Below are 22,715 nucleotides of genomic sequence, written 5' to 3'. Positions count from 1 at the left end.
CCCGATGAGCTGGCTGGACTCCCCCGACGACGACGATAACGAGTTCGATGAGGCCGACATCCGGATGCGGCCGAATCCCAAAGCCAATCGGCCGCGGACCAAGAGACGACCCGCGCACGCCGATGCGCAGATCGCCCGCGTCGTGGGAGTGGACCGGGGGCGCTACACGGTGCTCGTCGACGAGGACGGCGCGAACGAGCACGTCGCGCTGGCCACTCGGGCGCGTGAGCTCCGCAAGCAACCCATCGTCACGGGCGACCGCGCCCGTGTCGTCGGCGACTCCACCGGCGACGACGGCACGCTGGCACGGATCGTCGGCATTCAGGAGCGCACCTCGCTCCTGCGCCGCAGTGCCGACGACACCGACCAGGTCGAGCGCATCATCGTCGCCAACGCCGACCAGATGCTCATCGTGGTCGCCGCCGCCGACCCCGAGCCGCGCCCCCGCCTGGTCGATCGGTATCTGATCGCCGCGTTGGATGCCGGCATCCACCCCCTGCTGGTCGTCACCAAGACCGATCTCGCCGACCCGACATCCTTCCTCGGACACTTCGAGGGTCTCGACACGCTCGAGATCTTCCTGAGCAGGCAGGACGGCATGCCCTTGGAGGCCATCGGCAAACGCCTCATCGGCCACTCGACGGTGTTCGTCGGCCACTCCGGGGTGGGAAAGTCGACGCTCGTCAACGCGCTCGTGCCGAGCGCCCTGCGGGCGACGGGACACGTCAACGAGGTCACCGGTCGCGGACGGCACACGTCGAGTTCGACCGTGTCGCTCCGCTACCAGAGCGACGACGGACGCGGGTGGGTCATCGATACGCCCGGAGTGCGTTCGTTCGGGCTCGGACACGTCGATCCCGCGAGCATCCTCGCAGCCTTCACCGACCTCGCCCTCGTCGGCGAAGAATGTCCCCGCGGCTGCACGCACCTGCGCGACGCCCCGGATTGCGCCATTGCCGAAGCGGTAGCGGCGGGACGGCTCGGCGACCGCGGGCCGGCCCGGCTCGATTCCTTGCAGCGCCTGCTGGCGACGTTCAGCGGGGGTCCCCGCGTAGGCTGAGCGCATGTCTCGCCTTGCACCCGGTACCCTCGCCCCCGACTTCACGCTGCCCGATCAGGACGGCACCGACATCACTTTGTCGAGCCTCCGGGGTACCGGCGTCATTCTCTTCTTCTATCCGGCCGCCATGACGCCCGGATGTACGACGGAGGCCTGCGACTTCCGGGACAGTGTCGTGCCGTTGCAGGCGGCCGGCTACACGGTGTTCGGTGTGTCTCGCGACAACCCGGCGACGCTGCGAGAGTTCCGCGAGCGCGACGCGCTGCCGTACGCGCTACTCAGCGACCCCGACCATACTGTCCATGAGGCGTACGGCGCGTGGGGCGAGAAGATGAACTACGGCAAGGTCGTCGAAGGCGTCATCCGATCGACCTTCGTCGTCGGCGGCGACGGACGCCTCGAACACGCGCTCTACAACGTCAAAGCCACCGGTCACGTCGCCCGGGTGCGGAGCCTGCTCGGCGCTGAGTGACCGACCTGACGGCGGCGTTCATCTCCCGCGGAGGCTCTCCGGGGGCGCCTGTCGGGCTCCGGCGCGGCGTGCCGCGGTGATCAGCGTCGCGAGCGTGGCGACGCCCGGAAGCGCCAGGAGAGCCGCCGTCGCCGGTTGCGCATCCCCACCGGTCAGTGCGCCCGCCGCGACGGCGAGCAGCAGCAACTGCGTCACGACGCCGCCGGATCGACCCCAGGAGTGAGCGCGAGCGATACCGATCGCGAAAGCGAGGACGGCAGCAGCGCCCACGACGGTGAGGACGAGCAGCGCGACCGCGCTCGTCACCGACTCGGTGTCACCGGCAGACAGGGCGACGATCTGCCAGCCCGCGAGGGCAAGGAGCGCCACGCCTTCGAGGCCGACCAACACCGACGCAAGACGTTCGGCAGCCGATATCGGCACGGGCTTTCCCCTCACTGTCACGGGTTCGGTGGAGCAAAGACACAGCAACTCCCCCAGGAAGTACCGTGTTCACTCTTGATTCATTTCGATGTGCGTGGGACGATTGTTGAAGCCGTGTGCTCCCACAGCGAAGTGGGGCGGGCGTTCCAGCTCGCACACCACCAGAGTAATCGACGCATCGCGTCGTACCCCTCTCTGACTTCGAATCCCGCATCAAGGAGCACCACATGGATTGGCGCGACAAATCCGCCTGCCTGACCGTCGACCCCGAACTGTTCTTCCCGGTGGGGAACACGGGCCCCGCCGTTGACCAGATCGAAAAGGCGAAGTCTGTGTGCGCGCGATGCACCGTGACCGAGATCTGCCTGCAGTACGCCCTGGAAACCGGCCAGGACTCGGGCGTCTGGGGCGGCCTGTCTGAGGACGAGCGCCGCGCTCTGAAGCGCCGCGCTGCCCGCGCGCGCCGCGCGTCATAACTCACACCCGTTCGCGTGATAGCGACCGTCGGAGCGGCGGCAGCTGCTTAGTGCGCTGAGCGGTCGATGTAGCGCAACGGGATCTCGATGGTCACTTCGGTGCCGCTTCCGGTGATCGTGTGCCAGTCGATCGTGCCGCTGAGTTCACCCTGGATGAGCGTGCGGACGATTTGCGTGCCGAGACCGCGACCGACCTGACCTTCGGGGAGTCCGATCCCGTTGTCGCGGACCCGCACTTCCAGGCGCTCGGCACTGCGCGCGGCAATGATCTCGACCTCGCCTTCCTTGTCGGCGAGGCCATGCTCGACCGCGTTCGTAACCAGCTCCGTGAGGGCGAGCGCGAGCGGCGTCGCATATTCGCTCGGCAGAGTGCCGAACGTGCCGGTCTTGAGAGTCCGTGCGCGCGTGTTGGGGGATGCCGCGACTTCGGCCACGAGCTTCATCACCTGGTTGAAGACCTCATCGAAATCGACGTCTTGCGCGAGCCCCGCCGAGAGCGTGTCGTGGACGACCGCGATCGCCGAAACCCGGCGCATGGCCTGCGTCAGGGCGTCACGGGCATCCTCCGAATGGGTGCGGCGGGATTGAATGCGCAGGAGCGATGCGACCGTCTGCAGGTTGTTCTTGACGCGGTGGTGGATCTCACGGATCGTGGCGTCTTTCGTGATGAGCTCTTGCTCCTGATGGCGGATCTCCGTCACGTCGCGGCAGAGCACGATCGCCCCGATGCGCGCGCCCTGGTCGCGGAGCGGAATGGTCCGCAGCGACACCGTGACTCCCCGCGCCTCGAGATCGGCGCGCCACGGCGCGCGGCCGGCCATCACGATCGGCAACGATTCGTCGTACTCCCGCTTGGCGGGCAGGATCGCCGACGCCATCTCGAGCAGCGATTCCCCCTCGAGTTCGTCCTCGAAGCCGAGCCGGTTGAAGGCCGACAGCGCGTTGGGGCTCGCGAACGTCGTCACTCCGTCGACATCGAGCCGGATCAGTCCGTCCGAGGCGCGCGGAGCGCCACGTCGAGGAGACGTCGGCGCCGTGAGGTCGGGAAAATCCGCCGCGGCAACCATGCCGAACAGGTCGTCGGCGCAGTCATTGAAGGTGATCTGCTGGCGGGACGGGGTACGCGCTTCACCCAGATTGGTGTGGCGGGTCAGGACACCGACGACCGTCGGCGGGCGATCGGCCGTGGCACGTTCCCGCACGATCGGAACAGCCCGCACGCGCGTCGGTGTCTCCTCGAACCAGTCGGGCGATGCGGAGTCGACGATGCGCGCGTGTGTGAACGCGTCCCGCACCTGGGTGCGCCACTGCGGGCGGACGAGATCCCCGACGATGTCACGGTAGAACAGCGTCGCCGCGCCCCCGGGACGGGTGTGCGCGACCGCGACGAAGGAGTCGTCGCTGGTCGGTACCCACACAACGATGTCGGCGAAGGCGAGATCGGCCAGAAGCTGTCCGTCACCGGCCAACCGGTGCAACCACTCGATATCGGCCTCACTGGAGAGACCCTGGGCGTAGACGAGATCGCTGAGTGCCGACACGCTCCCAGCCTAGGGCCGACGGCGCTCAGGCCGCGCGCCGCGCCAGACGCCCCCGTGTCGAGACACGTCCCTGTCGGCGAGGCTGTCGGACATCGCGCACGCGGACCGGAGGGTCGACCGCCTCGCCCACGAACCGCCGGAGCGCGGCCGAGAACGCCGAGCGTCCGGCTACCTGCGCGATGGGCTGCGCGGCGAGGAGTGCGGCATCCGCGGCTTTGACGTCCCACGGGACGAACCAGAGGTCATCAGCGCCCACATACCGTTCGAGCGTGCGGCGCACCTGTCCTCGGGCATCGATACCGAGAGCACCCGTGCGCGTCTTGTTGACCACGACCCGGACCGGGGTCGCGCCGGCGATGGCACGCATTTCCCCGTAGCCGCGCACGAAGCGCGACACACTCGTCGGGTCGGCGGCGACGACAGCGACGATCAGATCTGCTTCGGCGAGCACGGCGAGGGTGGCGGCGTTGCGGCGCGGACCGTCGAGATCGCTCACGATCTCCTCATCCCGCTCGAGCGACGAGGCGACATCCACGACCGCATCGCTCACCCACTGGCGACAAACCTCGAGCGCGCCACGCACCCGGTCGCGGCTGAGTTCGGGCCAGCGACCGGGGCGATTAACCCCGGTCAGCACCTCGACGGGGCCGAGCGGCACCGCAATGCGTGCGAGTTCGGCGACCGTCAGCGTGCCCCGTTCGGCGTGCCGGCACGCCGCCGCAAAACCCGGGCCTTCGTCCGCGAGGCCAGTGGCCACAGCCACCGACGGCGCATGCGAGTCGGCATCGACCAAGGCCACGGCGCGTCCGTCTCGGGCCAGCTCGCAGGCAAGCTCGACGGCGATCGTCGTCCGCCCGGGAGCACCGGATGGACCCCATACCGCGATGATCCGCCCACGCTCGGCGGCAACGGCATCCGGCACGCTCGCCGGAGCGCGGAGGAGGGATGCCGCATCCGCCTCCTCATCGGCGATCGGAACGCCGAACATGCTCGCGAGCCTCCGATGCTCGTCACGCGTGCACAACGCCACGATCCGCACCCCGAACCGATCGCAGGCCGCGACGAGTTGCGCGGTGAGGGCGGAGCGCTCGGCTGAGACGATGAGCATGTCCACCCGCGACAGTTCCCCCAGCAGTTGGGCCGCTTCCGGTCCCGCCATCGCATCCGCCACGGCCGTCGCCGGGTCCGCGGCCGGGACGACGAGGCGAACCTCCGCCCCCTCGAACGCGAGGTCCTCCGCCAGGGCGCGCCCGCGCCGGCCGTCGACGGCGACGATCAGGGCGGTCATCACTCGGCACCCGTCGTCGGCACGATCGACATACTCGCGCCCGCCGCGACCGCCGCGAGCGTGGCGGCGACATCCGCTCTCTCGATGACCAGTTCCACGACCGCACCCGCGCTGCCCATCATCGATTCGTCGTCGTCCACCGAGACCACGGTGGCCGCGGCCACCAAGATGCGCGGGGTGTCGAAGACGCCGCGCTCGAGCTGCGGCGCCGACCACACCTCAACCGTCGTGCCGGCGCCGACCACGGCAGGAATGGCCGTGGAGCTCGTGACCACGACCGTGGTGGTCCGGGCCTCGACCGCCGCCCCGATCGCGCTCTCCGGCACGAGTTCTCCCGCGGTGATGGTGCGGATCGCCACGGAGCCGGGTGCGAAGCTCGTCGGTGAGGCATAGGCGTCTTCCATCCGCCCGAGTGCGACCTCGACGACCTGCAGGTCGTCGGACGTGACGGCTTCTCCCGGCACGATCGTCCGCGATGCCGCGAACACCGGAACGGTCTGCCGGGCGGCCGCGACGACGAACCAGACACCCGCGACGCAGGCGACGATCAGCGTGATCCCGAGGAGGAAGCGCAGGTCCGACCAGAATGGCCGCGGGCGGGGGCGGGCAGGGACGGTCTCACTCATGCCGACCATCGTCGCCGAACCGGCGCGCCCACATCGGCCGTTATCCACAGGGCGGCGTGGGCCGACGATCATCAGGCCCGACCGGCACATAATGGCCTCATGCCCCACACGCCCGAAGCGGGGGCGCGCTTGTTCGCGCCCGCCCAAGTCGCGGAGATGCTCCAACTCCCCGTCGACGAGGTCGTCGCGCTCGTCCTGGACGGCCGTCTGCGGGGCGCGAAAGTCGGCACACCGGGCCGGTGGCGGATCGAGGCCGACAGCGTCGACGCCTATCTCGACGATCAGGCCGAAGAGGCCCGCCGCATCGCTCTGTGGCGCGAATCGAACGCCGCCAGCTTCCCCGAACTCTGGGGGCGTGGCAGCATCCGAAACCCCGACTGAGCCGCCTCTCAGGGCAGGTCGGCCGGCGCGTCCAGGCGGACCATCGCGACGGCGGTGAACGGGATGAGACGAAACCCCCGGACGCTGTCGACCCGGCGTGGCAGGCCCGGCTCGTGGAGAGCGAGATCGAGATGATCGGCGCCGGCCCGGTCGATCGTGCCGGCCAGCGCACGTCCGTCGGCAAGGTGGACGGTCGTCGGGATGCGGCGGCGCACGACATCGCGCAGCACGAATCCGAACGTCATCCGCTGCGCGAGCGTCGTTCCCGGCGCCGCTTCGCGGACGCTCGAGAGCACCGCCTCGGCCGCCGTGCCGAGGGTGACCACAGCGCACAGCGGAACAAGCGCGACAACCGGCCGACGCGCGCTCGTCTCGAGCGCGAACCAGTCCGCCCCGACCCGGCTCACTCCCCCGGTGACCGCGTGTTCCCCGACCGTCTCCACCGCAACCTGAGACCCGGCCGCGGCCAATGCCACGATTCGTTCGCGCAACGGGATGCGGGAGAGCCGCAACCGCTCGGCCTCCGTGTCCAGCGCAGCGCGCTCGGCCTCCCATTCGGAGTCGAGCTGATCTTCCAGATCTTCGAAGAACCGATCCCAGCGCACGTCGAGAGGCTAGGCGATCGCCGACGGCGACGTCGAGGCTCTCCACAGGTTGGAGGATTCTCATCCCATCGCCGCGCGCACTGTGTTGTACTCGTGCCACGTCGCCGGTCCGGCATCCCTTCCGTTGTCAGGCCGCCTCTCCCTTCCGAGGAGGTCAGCATGGTCCCCACCGAGCGCCACGTCGCCACCGCCCTGGAGGTCGAGGAGTACTTCGCCCCGCAGCGCAGCTCGACGGAGCAGTTGCCCGACCCGGGTGCACTCCTGCGCAACCTCACGATCGGCGTTCTGGAGGTGCTCGCAGGCGTGCGAGAGGTCGATCAACTCGCACGCTGGCTCGACGAAGACGCGTTCCGCGCCCTCGTCATCCGCGCCAATCTGACCGCCCGTGCCCGCAGCGCGCGCGGGGTCCCCGCGGCCCGGCCGGCGCACCGCATCCTCTCGATCCACTGCACCTCCCCCGCAGACGGAGTCGTCGAAGGTGTCGTGATTTCGGCCGGGCCGGCCCGCACACGCGCGATCGCGATCCGGCTCGAAGGATGGGATGGGCGCTGGCGCGCCACCTCACTCGCGTTGCTGTGAGGTGCGACGCTACTGGCGGTAAGACGACAGGAAGTTGCCGAGCCGCTCGATCGCCTCGGTGAGCACACGCGCCTCCGGTAGCGTCACGATGCGAAAGTGATCGGGCGTCGGCCAGTTGAAACCGGTCCCCTGCACCAGGAGAACGCGTTCGGCGACCAAGAAGTCGTAGACGAACTTCGCGTCATCATGGATCTCGTACACGTTCGGATCCAGCCGCGGGAAGGCATACAGTGCGCCCTGGGGCTTGTGGCATTCCACGCCGGGAATGCGCAGAAGCGCCTCATACGCGGCGTCGCGTTGCTCATGCAACCTCCCGGTCGGAGCGATCAGCGCGTCGATCGACTGCACGCCGGACAGCGCCGCCTGCACGGCGAACTGTGCGGGGACGTTGGGACAGAGCCGTGTTGAGGCGAGCAACTGGATACCGAGCAAGAATCCTTCGGCGTGCTTTTTCGGCCCGGTGATCACCATCCACCCGGAACGGAATCCGGCGACGCGATACGTCTTCGACAATCCGTTGTAGGTGAGACACAGGAGGTCGGGAGCGAGGGTCGCCAGCGGCACGTGCACCGCGTCGTCGAAGAGGATGCGGTCGTAGATCTCATCCGAGAGCAGCAGCAGGTCGTTCTCACGCGCGATCTGGACGATCCCTTCCAGCACCTCCCGGGAGTACACGGCGCCGGTCGGGTTGTTCGGGTTGATCACGACGATCGCCTTCGTGCGCGGGGTCACGCGCGCACGGATGTCTTCGAGATCCGGCTGCCACCCGTTGTCGTTGTCGCAGCGGTAGTGCACCGGTGTGCCGCCGGCGAGGCTCGTCATCGCCGTCCAGAGCGGATAGTCCGGGGACGGGATGAGGACCTCGTCACCTTCGTCGAGGAGTGCCTGCATCGTCATCGTGATGAGTTCGGACACCCCGTTGCCGAGGTAGACGTCATCCGGATCGAACGCCGGGAAGCCGGGGACCTGCTCGTACCGCGAGACGATGGCGCGGCGAGCCGGCATGATGCCGCGGCTGTCGCTGTAGCCGTGCGCGTGCGGGATCGCGTCGATCATGTCGCGCACGATCTGGAAGGGCGCCTCGAATCCGAAGACCGCCGGGTTGCCGGTGTTCAGCTTCAGAATCCGGTGCCCGTCGGCCTCGAGCCGGTCAGCTTCCACCAGGGCGGCGCCACGGATCTCGTAGAGGACGTCCTTCAGCTTCGATGACTGGTCGAGAATGCGGCGGCTCATCGGATCAGGATATCCCCGCTCCCACGGTGCCAATCGACCCCGCGTGGCCTGGGGAGCTACTTCTTCTTGCCGGCCGCGCGACGATCGGCGCGGTTCTGCGGAGCGGATGCCGGGGCTTCCGCCCGCTGACCGAAGGCGCCGCGGGGCGCCTCGGCGTCACGCGCGGGAGTCTCGGGAGTCTGCCGGAGTTTGTTGGTCGCCGCTTGCTGGACCTGGCCACGATCGTTGCGGACCTCGACCTCGCCGGCATCGTTGGGCGCGGTGTACTGCAGACGCTGCGCCTCGACCACCGGCGCATCGAGCCCCTTGGCCTCGACGTCCCCGGTGCCGGCTTGGCGCACCTCCACGTCGAGGTTGAAGAGGAAGCCGACGGACTCTTCCTTGATCTGCGCCATCATCGACTGGAACATCTGGTAGCCCTCGCGCTGATACTCGATCAGCGGGTCGCGTTGGGCCATGGCGCGCAGGCCGATGCCGTCCTTCAGATAGTCCATCTCGTACAGGTGGTCGCGCCAGCGGCGGTCGAGCACCTGCAGGATGACGCGTCGCTCCAGCTCACGTGTGGCCGGAGCGCCGAGCGTCTCCTCGCGCGCCGCGTAGGCGATCTTCGCATCCGAGAGGATCTCGCGCTTGAGGCCTTCGGGGGTGACGCGTCCCTTGTTGCCGCTCTCGGCGACGACCTCATCGATCGTGACGCCGACCGGGTAGAGCGTCTTCAGCTCGGTCCACAGTGCGTCGAAGTCCCAGCTCTCGGTGTGACCGCTGCCGGTGTGGTCGTCGATGACGGCGCCCACGGCATCCTCGATGAAGTGCTCGACACGGCCCGACAGATCGTCGCCCTCGAGCACGTGTCGCCGGTCGCCGTAGATGGCTTCACGCTGGCGGTTGAGGACGTCATCGTACTTGAGGACGTTCTTGCGGATCTCGGCGTTGCGCGACTCGACCTGCCCCTGGGCACTGCGGATCGCGCGGGAGACCATGGTCGATTCGATCGCGACGTCGTCCGGGAAATTGGTGCGCGCGAGGATCGCTTCGGCCGCGCCGGACTGGAACAGGCGCATGAGATCGTCGGTCAGCGACAGGTAGAACCGGCTCTCGCCGGGGTCACCCTGGCGCCCCGAGCGACCGCGCAGCTGGTTGTCGATACGGCGGGACTCGTGCCGCTCGGTGCCGAGGACGTAGAGGCCACCGGCATCCACCACCTTCGTCGCCTCCTCGGCAACGACATCGCGCATGCTCGTGTAGACCTCATCCCACGCGGTCTCGTACTCCTCGGGCGTCTCGACCGGGTCGAGGCCGCGGGACTTCATCTCCTGCACCGCGAGGAACTCGGCGTTGCCGCCAAGCATGATGTCGGTACCGCGACCGGCCATGTTGGTCGCAACTGTGACGGCACCGAAGCGCCCGGCGCGTGCGACGATCTCAGCCTCACGCGCGTGGTTCTTCGCGTTCAGGACTTCGTGCTTGATGCCCTTCTTCGCCAGCAAGCGGGAAAGGTACTCGCTCTTTTCCACGCTGACAGTACCGACGAGCACGGGCTGTCCCGTCTCGTGGCGACGGGCGATGTCTTCGACGACCTGGGCGAACTTCGCCTGCTCGTTCTTGTAGACGAGGTCGGCTTGGTCTTTGCGGACCATCGGCTTGTTCGTCGGGATCGGCACCACACCGAGCTGGTAGGTCGACATGAATTCGGCCGCTTCGGTCTCGGCGGTACCGGTCATGCCCGCGAGCTTGTCGTACAGGCGGAAGTAGTTCTGGAGGGTGACGGTGGCGAGAGTCTGGTTCTCGGCCTTGACCGGCACCGCTTCCTTGGCCTCGATGGCCTGGTGGATGCCTTCGTTGTACCGGCGACCGACCAGGATGCGACCGGTGTGCTCATCGACGATCATGACCTCGTCGTTCATCACGACGTAGTCGGTGTCGCGCTTGAACAGGGCGAGTGCCTTGATCGAGTTGTTGAGGAAGGAGATGAGCGGCGTGTTCACCGACTCGTAGAGATTGTCGATCCCGAGGTAGTCCTCGACCTTTTCGATTCCGGGCTCGAGCACACCGATCGTGCGCTTCTTCTCATCGACCTCGTAGTCGACGCCCGGCTCGAGCGTCTTCGCGATCTTCGCGAACTCGACGAACCAGCGGTTGGCCTCGCCCGAGGACGGTCCGGAGATGATGAGCGGGGTGCGCGCCTCGTCGATGAGGATCGAGTCGACCTCGTCGACGATCGCGAAGAAGTGACCGCGCTGGACGAGGTCGTCACGGCGCCACGCCATGTTGTCGCGGAGGTAGTCGAAGCCGAACTCGTTGTTCGTGCCGTACGTGATGTCGGCGTTGTACTGCTCACGACGCACCTCGGGCGTCTGCCCCGACACGATCGTGCCGGTCGTCATTCCCAGGGCGCGGTACACACGACCCATCAGCTCGGACTGGTAGGACGCGAGGAAGTCGTTGACCGTGATGACGTGGACGCCCTTCCCGGCGATCGCGTTCAGATACACCGCGAAGGTCGCCGTCAGGGTCTTGCCTTCACCGGTCTTCATCTCGGCGATGTTGCCCAGGTGGAGGGCTGCTCCGCCCATGACCTGCACGTCGTAGGGGCGCTGACCGAGCGTGCGCTGAGCGGCTTCGCGCACGGCGGCGAACGCCTCGGGCATGAGCGCATCGAGAGTTTCACCGGCTTCGTAGCGCGCCCGCAGCTCGGCCGTCTCGCCGCGGAGCTCGTCATCGGTGAGCTTCGAGTATTCCTCTTCGAGGGCGCCGACCGCCTTCGCGACCTGCTGGAGGCGCCGGAGGATGCGGCCTTCTCCGGCGCGAAGCAGTTTCTCGAGGGGATTGGCCACGGAGGATCTCCATACGTTCGGGCTTTCCGGCGGGTCGCCGATACCGAGCACGGCATCGGGCGCCTTGCGGGCATACCCACTCATGTTATCGGTCCGTGACCTTGGAGCGCCCTGAGTCGCCGGGAGAAGTCGGTGGACGCTTCCGGGTACGACTCCGATGTCGTCGCTCGACCATAGGATCGTTACTATGGCCGGAATCTGGGGCACCCGTAAGAAAGAACGTGCGCAGCTTGCCGCGCAAGACGCCGAACTCGGCCGACAGGCCGACGCCGCCCTCGTCGCGACGGACGAGCGCCTGCGCAGTACGGCCGATGAGCTGATGTTCGCCGAGATCGAACTCGGGCGCGAGGCGACGGCCGATCTCCGGACGGCCCTGACCGCCGTCCGCCAGCATCTCGGTGAGGCCTTCCACCTCAACCAGCTCAATCACGATGAGATCCCCGACACCCCGGAAGAGCTGCGCACCCGGAACGCCCGGATCCTTCAGCTCTGCGAATGGGCGGGTGAGCTTCTCGACGATCGGACGGAAGCCCTCGCCGCACCGATCGAGCGCGCCCGGCGAGCGCCGGAGATCATCGCGGGCATCCGCAAGGACCTCGTCACGCTGCGTGACCGCCTGCCGGCAGCGGAAGCGACCGTCGCCCGGCTCGCCGGACGCTACTCGGCGGAGGCTCTCCGCAAGATCTCCGGAAACCCGACCGAAGCAACCCAATTGATCGACTTCGCGGCGCACGGCTCGGACATCTCCGAGGCGCGTCGACAGTCCGGCCAGCGCGAGCAGGCGAACCTGGCACTGGAGACGGCGATGGAGGCGGTACGGCGCGCGACGACCCTTCTGGATGCCGTCGACGCGTACGAGGTCGAGGCGCTCCGCGCGGCCTCCACCCTCGCCGCGATCGTCGACGACTCGCGGGAGGACATCGTCACGGCCCGCGATCTCCGACACGTCCCCGAGGTCGCCGCCGCGAGCGTTGCGCTCGAGAAGGCGCTCAGCACGCTCGCCCCCGCCGGGACGCCGACCGATCCGTTCCTGGAGCTCACCTCCCTGCGGGAAGCGAACGGCACTCTCGACGCCGCCGTCGCCAAGGCCCGCCAGCGGGCCGCGCATCCGGCGCCGCCAGAAGCCCATGTGCGTCATGCGATCGACGACGCCGACCGCCAACTCGGTGTCGCCCGCAGCGTCATCTCCGGCCATCGCGGGTGGATCGGCGCCGACGCGCGCACCCGCCTGGCTGAGGCGGAGCGCATCCGACACGACCTCTCCGCTGTCGCCGGCGGCGGCGCGATCGATGAGGATGACCGCGAGAAGGCACTGGCCGACGCGCGCCGCTGCGGCCAGCTGGCGTCGGAGGCACTGCAGCTCGCCCAGCGCGACATCGACTCCTCCCGCCCGAACGACGGCGGGTGGGGTCCGCAGGGCGGCGGGCGCCGCGGCAACGGTGGCGGCGACATGATGGGCGGCATCCTCGGTGGCCTCGTGATCGGCAGCCTGCTGGACGGCATGTTCGACTGACACATCCCCGAGCCGCTCAGGGTGATCCCCCAATCATCCTTGAGACGGATACGCCGGACGGTTTCCACCTCCTAGGTTCGAGGTAGTTCACTCGCACCACGGAGGTTGTCCCATGCTCGTCTGGCGTCGCTGGATCTTTCCGCTCTTTCTCCTTCTGGTCTGCGCGGCCATCGCCGCCGCGCTCGTCAAGCTGGCCTTCTTCCCCAACCGTGTCGATGCCGCTGCGCTGAATCCCGGCGGCGAAGTGACGACGCCCACCGTGACGGTCGAACGCGGCAGCATCGTCGACGAGCTCTCCGTCGATGCGACGATCGCGCGCGACGACGACGTGATCGTGCGCGCGCAGGTCGAGGGAACCATCACGGCGGTCGCCGTCGCGTCGGGGCAAACCGTCGCCGCGGGCCAGGTGCTCGTGACGGTGAAGCAGACGTATCCCGTGAAGAGCATCGACATCGTGGCGCCCGAGGCGGGCGAGATCACCTCGTTCGAGCTGGTCAAGGGCCAGCCGGTCTCCCTCGGTGGCGAGGTGGCGAAGCTCACTCCCGCCCGGTATCACCTCGTGGGGACCGTTGACCCCGTGTTGCTCTATCGACTCGTCGGTGCACCCACCGATGCCGAAGTGACGATCCAAGGCGGGCCCGCCCCGTTCACGTGCACGGGGCTCGCCGTGCAGGTGGGAGAGGACGGATCCACGAGCGTCGCGTGCGCCGTGCCGACCGACCAGCAGGTGTTCGCGGGCCTGAAGGCGACGCTCGCCGTGCAGGCGGGCGCGGCCGACGACGCTCTCGTCATCCCTACGACGGCGGTGCGAGGAGGAGCCGGCACCGGCGTCGTCTGGGTCGACGCGGAGGGCACGCCCGAAGAGCGCACAATCGCGCTCGGCGTCACCGACGGCACGCAGGTCCAGGTCACGGAGGGGCTCGTCGAGGGCGACACGATCCGGCAGTTCGCACCGGGATCGACCGCGGGCGACGAGCCGGTCTGCTACGACGATGGCGCGGGCGGCCAGTACTGCGAAGATCCCGGGATGAGCTGGTGAGCCTCGTCGAACTGCGCGGGGTCACGCGGCACGTGCTTCTGCCGGACGACTCCCGGCTCGACATCCTGCACGGCGTCGACCTCTCGGTCGCCGCCGGGGATCACGTCGCGATCGTCGGGCGCAGCGGCTCGGGGAAGTCGACTCTCCTCAACATCCTCGGCATGCTCGACCTGCCGTCATCGGGTGAGGTTTCGTTCCGGGAGCAACCGGTCTTCCGCGACACCGGAAAACGTCTGCGCCGCAGCGCGCTGGACCGGATGCGGGGGCGCGAAGTGGGCTTCGTCTTCCAGCAGTTCAATCTGCTCCCGGGGCGGACTGCCACGGACAATGTCGCGATGCCCCTCGGATACGCCCGCGGAAAGCAGTTCTGGCGCCGACGGGAACTCGCGCGAGAGATGCTCGACCGTGTGGGGCTCGGCCATCGCCTCGACTCCGTGCCCGAGCGCCTCTCCGGCGGTGAGCAGCAGAGGGTCGCGATCGCGCGGGCGCTCGTCCGCCGCCCGGCGCTGATCCTCGCCGACGAGCCGACGGGCGCCCTCGATGTCGGGACCGGTGCATCCATCATGGCTCTTCTGGATGACGTGGCCTCCGAAACCGAGGCGGCACTGGTGACCATCACCCACGACCTGCACGTCGCTGCCCGCGCACGCCGGCACTACCGGCTGGAAGCGGGGGTCCTCACGGGCGTCGACCTCGACGCGGCGTCGCGCGAGACCGCGCTCGGCGCACTCTCGCCGACACCGATGACGCGACGATCGGCGATCACCGCATGAGCGGGTTCGTCGGTGCACTCAATGAGGCCTGGGCAGAGCTCCGCCATCACAAGTTGCGCGTGCTCCTGAGCCTCATCGGCATCGCCGTGTCGGTCGCCGCGATCGCCGCCGTCCTCGCCCTCGGCGACTACATGCGGCAGCAGACGATCGAGCAATCCGATCGCTACGGCGGCCGGGAAGCGACGATCGCCATCAGTGCGTACCGCACAGACGGCGGCGCGATGGACTGGGAGGGCCTCGATGCGGATCTGCGCACCGCGGCCGACCGGTTCGATCTCGCGCACGTCACGCGCCGTGCCGACTCGATCTCCACACCCGTCTCGGTGCAGATGTCGGACTACCTGCGCCCCGTGCAGACTCGCCTCGCCGACCCTGATTACGCCGTGATCCACCGGACCACGCTCTCCGCGGGCCGCTGGTTCGACGCGGGCGATGCGGAGTGGATGGCTCCCCCGGTGGTCGTTTCCTACGCCCTCTGGCAAGCTCTCGGGTCGCCGAACCTGGGGACGTCGCCGTCGCTGGATATTGGTGGGATCCTGGCCGGCACCTACCGGATCGTCGGAGTGAACACGGCGGAGTACCTCGGAGACACGCAGAAATTCATCACGCTCCTGCCGGACACCTACTTCGCCCGTGCGGAAGTCCTGTCCGACAGCGACGCGCTCTCCTGGGAGGTCTGGGTCGGGCCCGATCGGGTGAACGAGATCGGACCCGAGCTGGCCGCTCAGTTGCGGGCGGCGGCGGGACCGGACGTCGAGGTCACCCTCAGCCGCGCGGACTGGGGATCCCGCCCCGAGAATCAGGCGCAGGTGCAGATCTTCGAACTGACCACAGGGGTCATCGCCGGTCTTGTTCTCCTGCTCGGCGGCTTAGGCCTCGTCAACATCCAGCTCGTCGCGATGCGTCAGCGCATCCGCGAGATCGGTGTGCGGCGAAGCTTCGGCGCGACCGGCGGGCGCATCTTCACGACGGTGCTCCTCGAGAACGTCGTGGCGACCGCTGTCGCGGGCGTCGTGGGGATCATCGTGGCGATCATCGTTCAGCGGGCGCTCTTCACGTTCGGGGTGCTCACCCCGCTCCAGGACAACCCGCCGTTCCCGATGCACGCCGCTCTGGTCGCCCTCGCGGCGGCCGTCGGGATCGGGGCGATCGCGGGATTCCTCCCCGCGCTCGTGGCCGTCCGCGTGAAGGTGATCGACGCGCTCCGGTTCTGACCTTTTCACGGGGCACGAACGAAAGGAAGGGCGGATGCCGCAGCATCCGCCCTTCTGTCATTCTCAGCCGGTTACGAAGCGAGTTCCTCCGTGCCGGGTGCCGCGGTGGTCGTGAGCCCGATGACGCCGTAGTCCCAGCCCTTACGGCGGTACACGACACTCGGGTGGTCCGAACGTGCGTCGATGAACAGGAAGAAGTCGTGTCCGACGAGCTCCATCCGGTCGACCGCTTCCTCGACGGTCATCCACTCGGCATCGAAGCTCTTGGTGCGGATGACGACGGGGGTGTACTCCTCGTCATCTTCACCGGAGGCGACGATGGGGACTTCCCCGGTCGCGACGGCGCGGAGCGCCTCGACGGATGCGGGCTCGACATCGATGCCCCGCAGCGATCCGCTCTCCTTGTCGAGCTTCGCGCCGCGCGGGTGGTTGCGGGCGTCCACCCGCTTGTCCTTTGCACGCCGGAGCTGCTCGGCGAGCTTATCGACCGCGAGGTCGAGGGCGACGAACTTGTCGCCGTCGGTCGCTTCCGCGCGCACGACGGGGCCCTTCCCGGTGACAGTGAGCTCGACCGTTTCTTCTTCGCGATTGCCGTTGTGATAGGCCCGATGGGTGACTTTCACGTCGAGCTTCTGCGCGCGCGGCGCGAGATTTTCGATGCGGGCGGACTTCTCTTCGGTCACGGTCCGGAAGCGATCTGTGATGCTCACTCCCACGCCGACGATGCTGGTTTCCATCCTTGACCTCCTTGTATCCGGGTCGCCCGGTCAAGGGCGGACCCTCGTTCGCCTTGTCCTGTCCACGCTATCCATCCGGACCGCTCCTGTCACGCACGAGTGCCGTGCGGAGCGTCGTGGCGATCGTCGCCGCGCCCAGAACCCGTGCGCCACCGCGCTCGAGTGCCCGCGCCGCTTCCCGCAGCGTCGCGCCGGTCGTCACGACGTCGTCGACGATAACGACGTCCAGGCCCGCGACCGCGTGCGCGCGCATCGTCCCGGCGACGTTGCGTTCACGATCTCCCCGTCCGAGTCCGCGCTGATCGGCGGGGGTGCCCCCGCTCGACAGCAGCCGCACCGGGCGCAACCCGCCGCGACGCGCGAGAAGCTCCGCGATCGGGTATCCGCGTCGACGCATCGCCGCCGCGGACGACGGCACCGGGACGACCACGGCCTCACCGATCTCCCCCGCGGCGGTCGCCAGCAGCGGGCCGAGCGTACCGGCGAGGGGTGTGCGACCGTCCTCCTTGAACGCACGGATCGTGCGGGCAGCGACGCCGTCGAACGGGACGGCGCTGACCACCGGCATCCGGTCGAGTCCTCGCTTCAGCCCGCGATAGGTCATCTGGCCGCGACACAGGTCGCACAGCGCCACATCTGGCACATCGCAGCCTGCGCACCAGGTCGGGAAGACGAGACCGAGTGCGTCGACGAACGCCCGATGTACGCGAGGAGAGAACACCATCTGCCGAGTGTGCGACAGACGCGCCCGGCGTGGCCGGCGGGAACCGGCATCCGTGGAGAACCTGCGCCTCTCCCCCGCTGGGGAGGAGAAGTCAGCGCGGCGACCCCTGCTGCGTCGCGAGCACCTGCACACCCGACGCGAGATGCTGCCAGTTCACGCCGCTCTGCACGTAGAGATCACCCGCGACGTCGCGCAATCGGGCTGCTCCCGACTGGTTTCCGCCGGCGACCGCGGTGACCCCGTCCGGCGTGCGGACGAACGAGCCGAAGCCGCCGAGGGGCTGGTCCCACAGGTAGGTGGCGCCGTCCAATGCGTAGAGGACAGAGACTGTTCCGGCATCCGACCACGCCACCTGCACGCCGGTCCCCGGGACAACCGCCATCGCCTCCGAAACGCCGAGCGCCGTCGGGACCCCGTTCCGATCACGAAGGATGCCGGCCACCCACAGGGCGTCGCGGGTGCCGTCGCGAACCACCGCCGCCACCCGGGTGCCGTCGCGCGATACCCGCATCGACATGATGCGCACCGCACCGGACCACGCGGCGGCGATCTCGTACACCGTGCCGTCGGGCGCGGCGGCCGAGACCGCGGTCGGCGCATCTGCCGGGACCGACCAGACGAAGCCGAGCGGGTCGATAGAAGGGGCGAGCACCCCCGGACGCTCATCCACCACGAGTTCGGTGCCGTCGCTGCGCACTTCGACGATCGCACCGTCGGCGGCCAGAACCGCCGCGGCGGTGCGCTCGGCATTGACGTCGATGTGGACGGCATCCATCGCCGTCAGCGCCGCGGAGAGCCCGTCGATCTCCTCGATCGCGGCGCCCGAGAGAAAGCCGAACGCATCGGCGGTCTGCACCAAGGGACGCGTGTCGACCCGGGTGGAGCGGGCGGGCGCCGGCACCGCAGCCACCATCTGGTCGTCGACGAACATGTCGACCCCGGTGATCCCGGCGGTCAGCAAACTCGCCTCGAGCTGGGCCTGCATGCGACTGAGCACCGTGGGCTCCAGCGACCGCGCCCCCTCTTCGAGAGAGACTTCGGCAACCCGCCCTGACCGCACCGGCACCGCAGGTTGCGCCAGCCGCGCTCCGTCGACGAACGACGTGGCGACGGCGCCGTCGAGCCACGGGCTGGGCGAGCCGCCGACGAGAGCCTGGGCGATACTGGTCGCGGCGTAGGTCTTCGGGAACCATCGCTCGTCGGGGACGAGATAGGTCCACGTGGGGTCGAAGAACATCAGCGCGTAGCTGCCGAAGACCGCGCGGAAGCGGTTCTGATCGAGCACGATCCCATCGGCGGCCTCCGTGATCCGCCACTGGCCGTCGGGCTGCATCGCCAACGTGAAGGCCAGCGGGATCTCGCCGTCGTCTCCGACGGTCGACAACGCACCGGTGTCATCGACCGTGGCGACGGGTGTCACCGAAAGGACGAACTCGTCCTCGGTCACCTCGGTGAGCGAGCGTTCCCCGGGCCGGTACACCGTGACGCCGGCCTGCGGCTTCCAGACCGTCCGGAAGTCCTCCGCGAGGAACTCCCGCGCGGTGTCCCAGTTGCCGCGGGGACCGGAGCCGGCGGCGATGAACCCCTCCACGATCTGCTGGGGGGTGGCGTTCGGGGCGGGTCCGTCCGGGATGAAGACGAAGTCGCCATCCGTCTCGGCATCGGTCACCGCCTGGCCCGCATTGACAGGCCCAGCCGTCGGTAGCCCCGCGCAGGCCGTCAACAGGACCGTGAGCAGGATGCCGAGGCCCACGAGGGTGGGGGTGGAACGTGTACGCATCATGACCGAGCTCCGTTTCCGGGCACCGTGGTGATGGGCTGGGTGAGGCCGAGGTCCTCGAGCGGGGCGTCATCGTCGCCCGGATCCAGCGGAACAGGCGACGATCCCTCGGCGAACTGGCCGTCGCGCGGCAGAGTGAGCACGAAGTTCGTTCCTCGCCCGGCCTCTGACCAGACGGCGAGCGTTCCGCCGTGCAGGCGGGCATCGCCGAGGGCGATCGACAGGCCGAGCCCGGTGCCACCGATCGTGCGCTTGCGCGAAGGATCGGCACGCCAGAATCGGTCGAACACACGCTCGGCATCGGCCGAGCTCATCCCGAGGCCGAAATCGCGCACGCCCAGCGCGACGGCGCGTTGATTGCTGTCGACGGTGACGACGATGGGCCTGCCCTCACCGTGTTCGATCGCGTTGCCGAGGAGGTTGCGCACGACGCGGCGCACGCGACGCGGGTCCATCTCGACGGGCGAATACCCGCCGGGGGCGACCAAGCGCACATCGGTGCCGTGCTGATCAGCCAGGTGCTGCATCGACGCGATGACGTCTTCGGCCAGGTGGGCAAGGCTCGTCGGCTCGTTCTCCAGCTGCACCGAGCCCGCGTCGTACCTGCTGATCTCGAGGAGGTCGGTCAGGAGAATCTCGAATCGCTGCACCTGGGCGTGCAGCAGCTCGGCGGCGCGCGCCATCGTCGGGTCGAAACTGTCGCGCTGGTCGTTGAGCATGTCGCTGGCCAGCCGGATCGTCGTCAGGGGAGTGCGAAGCTCGTGCGACACGTCGGACACGAACCGCTGCTGCACGAGCGACAACTCCGCGAGTTCCTTGATCTGCGATTCGATGCTGTCCGCCATCGCGTTGAACGACCGACCCAGCGTCGCGAACTCGTCCTCGCCGTGCACGGGCAGGCGCACACCGAGATCGCCGGCGGCAAGGATCGCGCTCGTCTCAGCGGCCTGCGCGATCGGCACGGTGACCGACCGCAGCACGAGCCAGGAGATCACCCCGATCAAGATGACCAGCCCGAACCCGACGAGCCACAGCGTGACCTGGACGAAGCGGAGCGTCTCCGCTTCCGAGGCCAGGTCGTAGGCGAAGTAGAACTCGTACGCGCCGACCTCGGGGAAGACCAGCTGCTGCCCGATGACGATTCCGGGGACCGCCCCGCCGTCGGCATCCGGGAGCGCGATGGACTGCCACCACTGCTGCTCGGCGTCACGCTGGACGGCCTCCCGGAGCCCCTCGGTGAGGAGTTCGGGCTCCATCCCCCCGCGCGTGAAGTCCTGCGGGGCGATCAGTGACGGGTCGGACGATACCCGGAACGCGGCGACCATATCGGTGCCGGCCTGGCGCGACGTGGCGGTCGTCGCGTTCTCCATGAGCACGCGGAGCGCATCGGAGTCGCCCTCCGGCTGGGCGACATCCAGCGATCGCTGTGCGGACTGCGTCGCCCGCTCCACCGACTGCTGCACTTGCTGGACGCGCGATTCGAACAGGTCGTTCTGGATCGCGAGGGCCATCGTCACGAAAGCGACGAGGATCGTCAGCGCCGTCAGCCCCAACGTCACCGCGAGCGTGCGGAATCTCAGCGACCGCTGCCAGGCCGACGCGATGCGCCGCGGCGCCGAGCGCCAGTCGCGCCAGAACCGCCAGTCGCCCGGCAACGTGACGCTGGTGGTCGTGGTGGCCATCGGTGGGCGGGCGTTCAGACGACCGCGCCCGCGCGGTAGCCGACGCCGCGGACCGTCGTGACGATCTTCGGATTGTCGGGGTCGATCTCGACCTTGGCACGCAGACGCTGGACGTGGACGTTCACCAGGCGGGTATCGGCCTTGTAGTGGTAGCCCCACACCTGCTCGAGCAGCATCTCACGCGAGAACACCTGCTGGGGTTTGGAGGCGAGCGCCACGAGCAGCTCGAACTCCAGCGGAGTGAGCGCGATCACCGTGTCGCCGCGCCGCACTTCGTGCGCGGCCACGTCGACGCTCACGTCGCCGATGCGCACGGTCTCCGTCTCGAGGGTGGATGCCGGCCGCAAACGCGTGCGGATGCGTGCGACGAGTTCCTTCGGGTTGAACGGTTTGACGATGTAGTCGTCGGCGCCCGACTCGAGCCCGCGGACGACGTCGGCCGTGTCCGTGCGAGCGGTCAGCATGATGATCGGGACGCCCGACTCGGCACGGATGCGTGTGCAGATCTCGATCCCATCCATCCCGGGAAGCATGAGGTCCAGGAGCACCAGTTCCGGACGCTCCGTGCGCCAGATCTCCAGCGCGGCAGCACCGTCGGCACAGAAGACGGGCTCGAATCCTTCGGTGCGCAACACGATGCCGATCATCTCTGCCAGAGCGGTGTCGTCGTCGACAACCAGAATCCGAGAAGTCATAGGCCTTCGTTCGTCTTTCGCCGGTGCGGCCGGTGCCAAGGGGCACCGCGCAATGTTGGTGCTCTCCCACAGTAGCGGACCGCCCTGGACACGGGCCGAGCACACCGCGCTCGACATTCCCCGACGCAATCCGCACATATCCCCCACCCGAACACGCTCGAGCGGCAGAATCAGCCTCAGGTCTTCCCTTCACGAAAGGACCTCTCATGAGCACGGATCCCATTCCCGACGCGCCGGTCACCCCGACCGCGCTCGATCACACCCCGGCGCCCGGCGGACCGTCCACCGGCCAGAAGCTCCTGGCCGAGGCCGCCGGTACCTTTCTCCTCGTCTTCGGGTCGATCAGCGCGGCACTGTTCGCCGCGGACTTCGGCGGGAGCGAGAACGGCACCTCACTCGGTATCGGCTTCGTCGGGGTCGCGCTCGCGTTCGGTCTGACCGTCGTCGCGGGCGCGTATGCCTGGGGCCCGATCTCGGGCGGCCACTTCAATCCTGCCGTGACCCTCGGGCTCGCCGCCGCCGGACGCTTCCCGTGGAAGGACTCGGTCGGCTACATCATCGCGCAGGTCGCCGGCGGCGCCGTCGGCACGAGCGTCATCGTCCTCATCGGTTTGTTCGGCCCCGAGGGGTGGCTGGCTGCCGCACAGAGCGGCGGATTCGCCAGCAACGGCTTCGGCGATCACTCCCCCGGCGGCTTCGGGCTGGGCGCGGCGATCACGACCGAGATCGTCTTCACCGCCATCTTCGTGCTCGTCATCCTCGGCGTGACACACGCCACGCGCGGCACCCCGGCGATGGCGGGACTCGTCATCGGCCTGACGCTGACCCTCATCCACCTCGCCACGATCCCGATCGACAACACGTCGGTCAACCCGGCGCGCTCGATCGCCACCGCGATCTACGGCGGCGGCGACGCGCTCGCTCAGCTCTGGGTCTTCCTGGTGTTCCCGATCGTCGGCGCGCTGATCGCCGGCTTCGCGCACCGCGCGCTGTTCGACCGCACGTCGACGGACTGACCCCGCGGCTCTCCGACGAAGGCC

22 protein-coding genes are annotated in these 22,715 nt (G+C 68.6%); 10 read left to right on the top strand and 12 right to left on the bottom strand.

Annotated features, from left to right (window positions below):
- Positions 1–4 precede the first annotated feature (4 nt).
- Together rsgA and bcp are read left to right on the top strand one after the other, a co-directional pair.
- The gene (gene rsgA, locus Q0653_RS12055) at positions 5–1,060 is read left to right on the top strand and encodes a ribosome small subunit-dependent GTPase A (RefSeq protein ID WP_298944768.1); all 1,056 of its coding nucleotides are present in this window, start codon (positions 5–7) and stop codon (positions 1,058–1,060) included.
- 4 nt (positions 1,061–1,064) lie between these two features.
- Entirely contained in the window at positions 1,065–1,532 is a 468-nt protein-coding gene (bcp, locus tag Q0653_RS12050) for a thioredoxin-dependent thiol peroxidase (protein ID WP_298743225.1), read from the top strand.
- Between the two features lie 18 nt (positions 1,533–1,550).
- On the opposite strand, the gene Q0653_RS12045 is transcribed toward bcp, so the two are convergent.
- On the bottom strand, positions 1,551–1,955 hold the full coding sequence (locus tag Q0653_RS12045) for a histidine kinase (protein ID WP_298944767.1): 405 nt from the start codon (positions 1,953–1,955) through the stop codon (positions 1,551–1,553).
- 227 nt (positions 1,956–2,182) lie between these two features.
- Here Q0653_RS12045 and Q0653_RS12040 point away from each other — a divergent pair, with 227 nt between their 5' ends.
- Positions 2,183–2,431 carry a WhiB family transcriptional regulator gene (locus Q0653_RS12040; RefSeq protein WP_121060093.1) on the top strand — a complete coding sequence of 83 codons (249 nt, stop codon included), beginning with the start codon at positions 2,183–2,185 and terminating at the stop codon, positions 2,429–2,431.
- A gap of 47 nt (positions 2,432–2,478) precedes the next feature.
- Here the strand turns inward: Q0653_RS12040 and Q0653_RS12035 are convergent, their stop codons facing one another.
- Genes Q0653_RS12035 through Q0653_RS12025 form a run of 3 tightly spaced genes read right to left on the bottom strand, consistent with a single transcriptional unit; the run spans position 2,479 to position 5,886 of the window.
- Positions 2,479–3,972 carry a PAS domain-containing sensor histidine kinase gene (locus Q0653_RS12035; protein WP_298944766.1) on the bottom strand — a complete coding sequence of 498 codons (1,494 nt, stop codon included), beginning with the start codon at positions 3,970–3,972 and terminating at the stop codon, positions 2,479–2,481.
- Between the two features lie 25 nt (positions 3,973–3,997).
- Positions 3,998–5,260, bottom strand: coding sequence for a P-loop NTPase (locus tag Q0653_RS12030; protein WP_298944765.1), 1,263 nt, complete (start codon positions 5,258–5,260; stop codon positions 3,998–4,000).
- Positions 5,260–5,886, bottom strand: a complete 627-nt coding sequence (locus tag Q0653_RS12025; RefSeq protein WP_298944764.1) for an SAF domain-containing protein — start codon at positions 5,884–5,886, stop codon at positions 5,260–5,262. The genes Q0653_RS12030 and Q0653_RS12025 overlap by 1 nt, the downstream gene beginning before the upstream one ends.
- Positions 5,887–5,985: 99 nt before the next feature.
- On the opposite strand from Q0653_RS12025, the gene Q0653_RS12020 reads away from it, so the two are divergent.
- Positions 5,986–6,267, top strand: a complete 282-nt coding sequence (locus Q0653_RS12020; RefSeq protein WP_298743241.1) for a helix-turn-helix domain-containing protein — start codon at positions 5,986–5,988, stop codon at positions 6,265–6,267.
- 8 nt (positions 6,268–6,275) lie between these two features.
- Here the strand turns inward: Q0653_RS12020 and Q0653_RS12015 are convergent, their stop codons facing one another.
- Positions 6,276–6,872, bottom strand: coding sequence for a hypothetical protein (locus Q0653_RS12015; protein WP_298743243.1), 597 nt, complete (start codon positions 6,870–6,872; stop codon positions 6,276–6,278).
- A gap of 159 nt (positions 6,873–7,031) precedes the next feature.
- Between Q0653_RS12015 and Q0653_RS12010 the strand changes: the two genes are divergently transcribed.
- Entirely contained in the window at positions 7,032–7,451 is a 420-nt protein-coding gene (locus Q0653_RS12010) for an Rv3235 family protein (RefSeq protein ID WP_298944763.1), read from the top strand.
- Positions 7,452–7,460: 9 nt separating this feature from the next.
- On the opposite strand, the gene Q0653_RS12005 is transcribed toward Q0653_RS12010, so the two are convergent.
- Together Q0653_RS12005 and secA are read right to left on the bottom strand one after the other, a co-directional pair.
- Entirely contained in the window at positions 7,461–8,684 is a 1,224-nt protein-coding gene (locus Q0653_RS12005; RefSeq protein WP_298944762.1) for a pyridoxal phosphate-dependent aminotransferase, read from the bottom strand.
- A gap of 56 nt (positions 8,685–8,740) precedes the next feature.
- Positions 8,741–11,518 carry a preprotein translocase subunit SecA gene (secA, locus tag Q0653_RS12000; RefSeq protein WP_298944855.1) on the bottom strand — a complete coding sequence of 926 codons (2,778 nt, stop codon included), beginning with the start codon at positions 11,516–11,518 and terminating at the stop codon, positions 8,741–8,743.
- Positions 11,519–11,705: 187 nt separating this feature from the next.
- Here secA and Q0653_RS11995 point away from each other — a divergent pair, with 187 nt between their 5' ends.
- The 4 genes from Q0653_RS11995 (at position 11,706) to Q0653_RS11980 (ending at position 16,057) form a co-directional block, all read left to right on the top strand.
- On the top strand, positions 11,706–13,031 hold the full coding sequence (locus Q0653_RS11995; protein WP_298944761.1) for a hypothetical protein: 1,326 nt from the start codon (positions 11,706–11,708) through the stop codon (positions 13,029–13,031).
- A 112-nt stretch (positions 13,032–13,143) separates the two neighbouring features.
- Positions 13,144–14,070, top strand: a complete 927-nt coding sequence (locus Q0653_RS11990; protein WP_298944760.1) for a biotin/lipoyl-binding protein — start codon at positions 13,144–13,146, stop codon at positions 14,068–14,070.
- Positions 14,067–14,843 (top strand): ABC transporter ATP-binding protein, encoded by a 777-nt coding sequence (locus tag Q0653_RS11985; protein ID WP_298944759.1) that lies wholly within the window; start codon positions 14,067–14,069, stop codon positions 14,841–14,843. Before Q0653_RS11990 ends, Q0653_RS11985 begins: the two co-directional genes overlap by 4 nt.
- Positions 14,840–16,057, top strand: coding sequence for an ABC transporter permease (locus Q0653_RS11980; protein WP_261607353.1), 1,218 nt, complete (start codon positions 14,840–14,842; stop codon positions 16,055–16,057). The genes Q0653_RS11985 and Q0653_RS11980 overlap by 4 nt, the downstream gene beginning before the upstream one ends.
- 71 nt (positions 16,058–16,128) lie before the next feature.
- Here the strand turns inward: Q0653_RS11980 and raiA are convergent, their stop codons facing one another.
- The 5 genes from raiA to mtrA all read right to left on the bottom strand — a co-directional run bounded on the left by raiA (position 16,129) and on the right by mtrA (position 21,675).
- Positions 16,129–16,794 carry a ribosome-associated translation inhibitor RaiA gene (gene raiA / locus Q0653_RS11975; protein ID WP_298944758.1) on the bottom strand — a complete coding sequence of 222 codons (666 nt, stop codon included), beginning with the start codon at positions 16,792–16,794 and terminating at the stop codon, positions 16,129–16,131.
- Positions 16,795–16,861: 67 nt separating this feature from the next.
- Positions 16,862–17,518, bottom strand: coding sequence for a phosphoribosyltransferase family protein (locus Q0653_RS11970; RefSeq protein ID WP_298944757.1), 657 nt, complete (start codon positions 17,516–17,518; stop codon positions 16,862–16,864).
- Positions 17,519–17,609: 91 nt separating this feature from the next.
- Positions 17,610–19,301, bottom strand: a complete 1,692-nt coding sequence (locus Q0653_RS11965) for an LpqB family beta-propeller domain-containing protein (RefSeq protein WP_298944756.1) — start codon at positions 19,299–19,301, stop codon at positions 17,610–17,612.
- Positions 19,298–20,980 (bottom strand): MtrAB system histidine kinase MtrB, encoded by a 1,683-nt coding sequence (gene mtrB / locus Q0653_RS11960; protein WP_298743265.1) that lies wholly within the window; start codon positions 20,978–20,980, stop codon positions 19,298–19,300. The genes Q0653_RS11965 and mtrB overlap by 4 nt, the downstream gene beginning before the upstream one ends.
- Before the next feature lie 14 nt (positions 20,981–20,994).
- A complete protein-coding gene (gene mtrA, locus Q0653_RS11955) occupies positions 20,995–21,675 on the bottom strand; it encodes an MtrAB system response regulator MtrA (RefSeq protein ID WP_298743267.1) in 681 nt (226 codons plus the stop codon).
- Between the two features lie 206 nt (positions 21,676–21,881).
- Here mtrA and aqpZ point away from each other — a divergent pair, with 206 nt between their 5' ends.
- The gene (gene aqpZ / locus Q0653_RS11950) at positions 21,882–22,691 is read left to right on the top strand and encodes an aquaporin Z (protein WP_298743269.1); all 810 of its coding nucleotides are present in this window, start codon (positions 21,882–21,884) and stop codon (positions 22,689–22,691) included.
- Positions 22,692–22,715: the final 24 nt, after the last annotated feature.

Origin of the sequence: uncultured Microbacterium sp., from assembly GCF_947488465.1 — a bacterium.
In the GTDB taxonomy this organism is placed as follows: Bacteria; Actinomycetota; Actinomycetes; order Actinomycetales; family Microbacteriaceae; genus Microbacterium.
The sequence above is the reverse complement of the archived record's forward strand: the minus strand, read 5'-3'. Positions and strand labels throughout refer to the sequence as shown.

Excerpts from the sequence above, each read along its gene's own strand:
- raiA (WP_298944758.1), bottom strand. The coding sequence starts at position 16,794 with ATGGAAACCAGCATCGTCGGCGTGGGAGTGAGCATCACAGATCGCTTC.
- Q0653_RS11995 (WP_298944761.1), top strand. The coding sequence starts at position 11,706 with ATGGCCGGAATCTGGGGCACCCGTAAGAAAGAACGTGCGCAGCTTGCC.
- Q0653_RS12040 (WP_121060093.1), top strand. The coding sequence starts at position 2,183 with ATGGATTGGCGCGACAAATCCGCCTGCCTGACCGTCGACCCCGAACTG.
- Q0653_RS12010 (WP_298944763.1), top strand. The coding sequence starts at position 7,032 with ATGGTCCCCACCGAGCGCCACGTCGCCACCGCCCTGGAGGTCGAGGAG.
- mtrB (WP_298743265.1), bottom strand. The coding sequence starts at position 20,980 with ATGGCCACCACGACCACCAGCGTCACGTTGCCGGGCGACTGGCGGTTC.
- Q0653_RS12005 (WP_298944762.1), bottom strand. The coding sequence starts at position 8,684 with ATGAGCCGCCGCATTCTCGACCAGTCATCGAAGCTGAAGGACGTCCTC.
- Q0653_RS12020 (WP_298743241.1), top strand. The coding sequence starts at position 5,986 with ATGCCCCACACGCCCGAAGCGGGGGCGCGCTTGTTCGCGCCCGCCCAA.
- Q0653_RS11980 (WP_261607353.1), top strand. The coding sequence starts at position 14,840 with ATGAGCGGGTTCGTCGGTGCACTCAATGAGGCCTGGGCAGAGCTCCGC.
- Q0653_RS11970 (WP_298944757.1), bottom strand. The coding sequence starts at position 17,518 with ATGGTGTTCTCTCCTCGCGTACATCGGGCGTTCGTCGACGCACTCGGT.
- Q0653_RS12025 (WP_298944764.1), bottom strand. The coding sequence starts at position 5,886 with ATGAGTGAGACCGTCCCTGCCCGCCCCCGCCCGCGGCCATTCTGGTCG.
- Q0653_RS12030 (WP_298944765.1), bottom strand. The coding sequence starts at position 5,260 with ATGACCGCCCTGATCGTCGCCGTCGACGGCCGGCGCGGGCGCGCCCTG.
- Q0653_RS11965 (WP_298944756.1), bottom strand. The coding sequence starts at position 19,301 with ATGATGCGTACACGTTCCACCCCCACCCTCGTGGGCCTCGGCATCCTG.
- aqpZ (WP_298743269.1), top strand. The coding sequence starts at position 21,882 with ATGAGCACGGATCCCATTCCCGACGCGCCGGTCACCCCGACCGCGCTC.
- mtrA (WP_298743267.1), bottom strand. The coding sequence starts at position 21,675 with ATGACTTCTCGGATTCTGGTTGTCGACGACGACACCGCTCTGGCAGAG.
- bcp (WP_298743225.1), top strand. The coding sequence starts at position 1,065 with ATGTCTCGCCTTGCACCCGGTACCCTCGCCCCCGACTTCACGCTGCCC.
- rsgA (WP_298944768.1), top strand. The coding sequence starts at position 5 with ATGAGCTGGCTGGACTCCCCCGACGACGACGATAACGAGTTCGATGAG.
- Q0653_RS11990 (WP_298944760.1), top strand. The coding sequence starts at position 13,144 with ATGCTCGTCTGGCGTCGCTGGATCTTTCCGCTCTTTCTCCTTCTGGTC.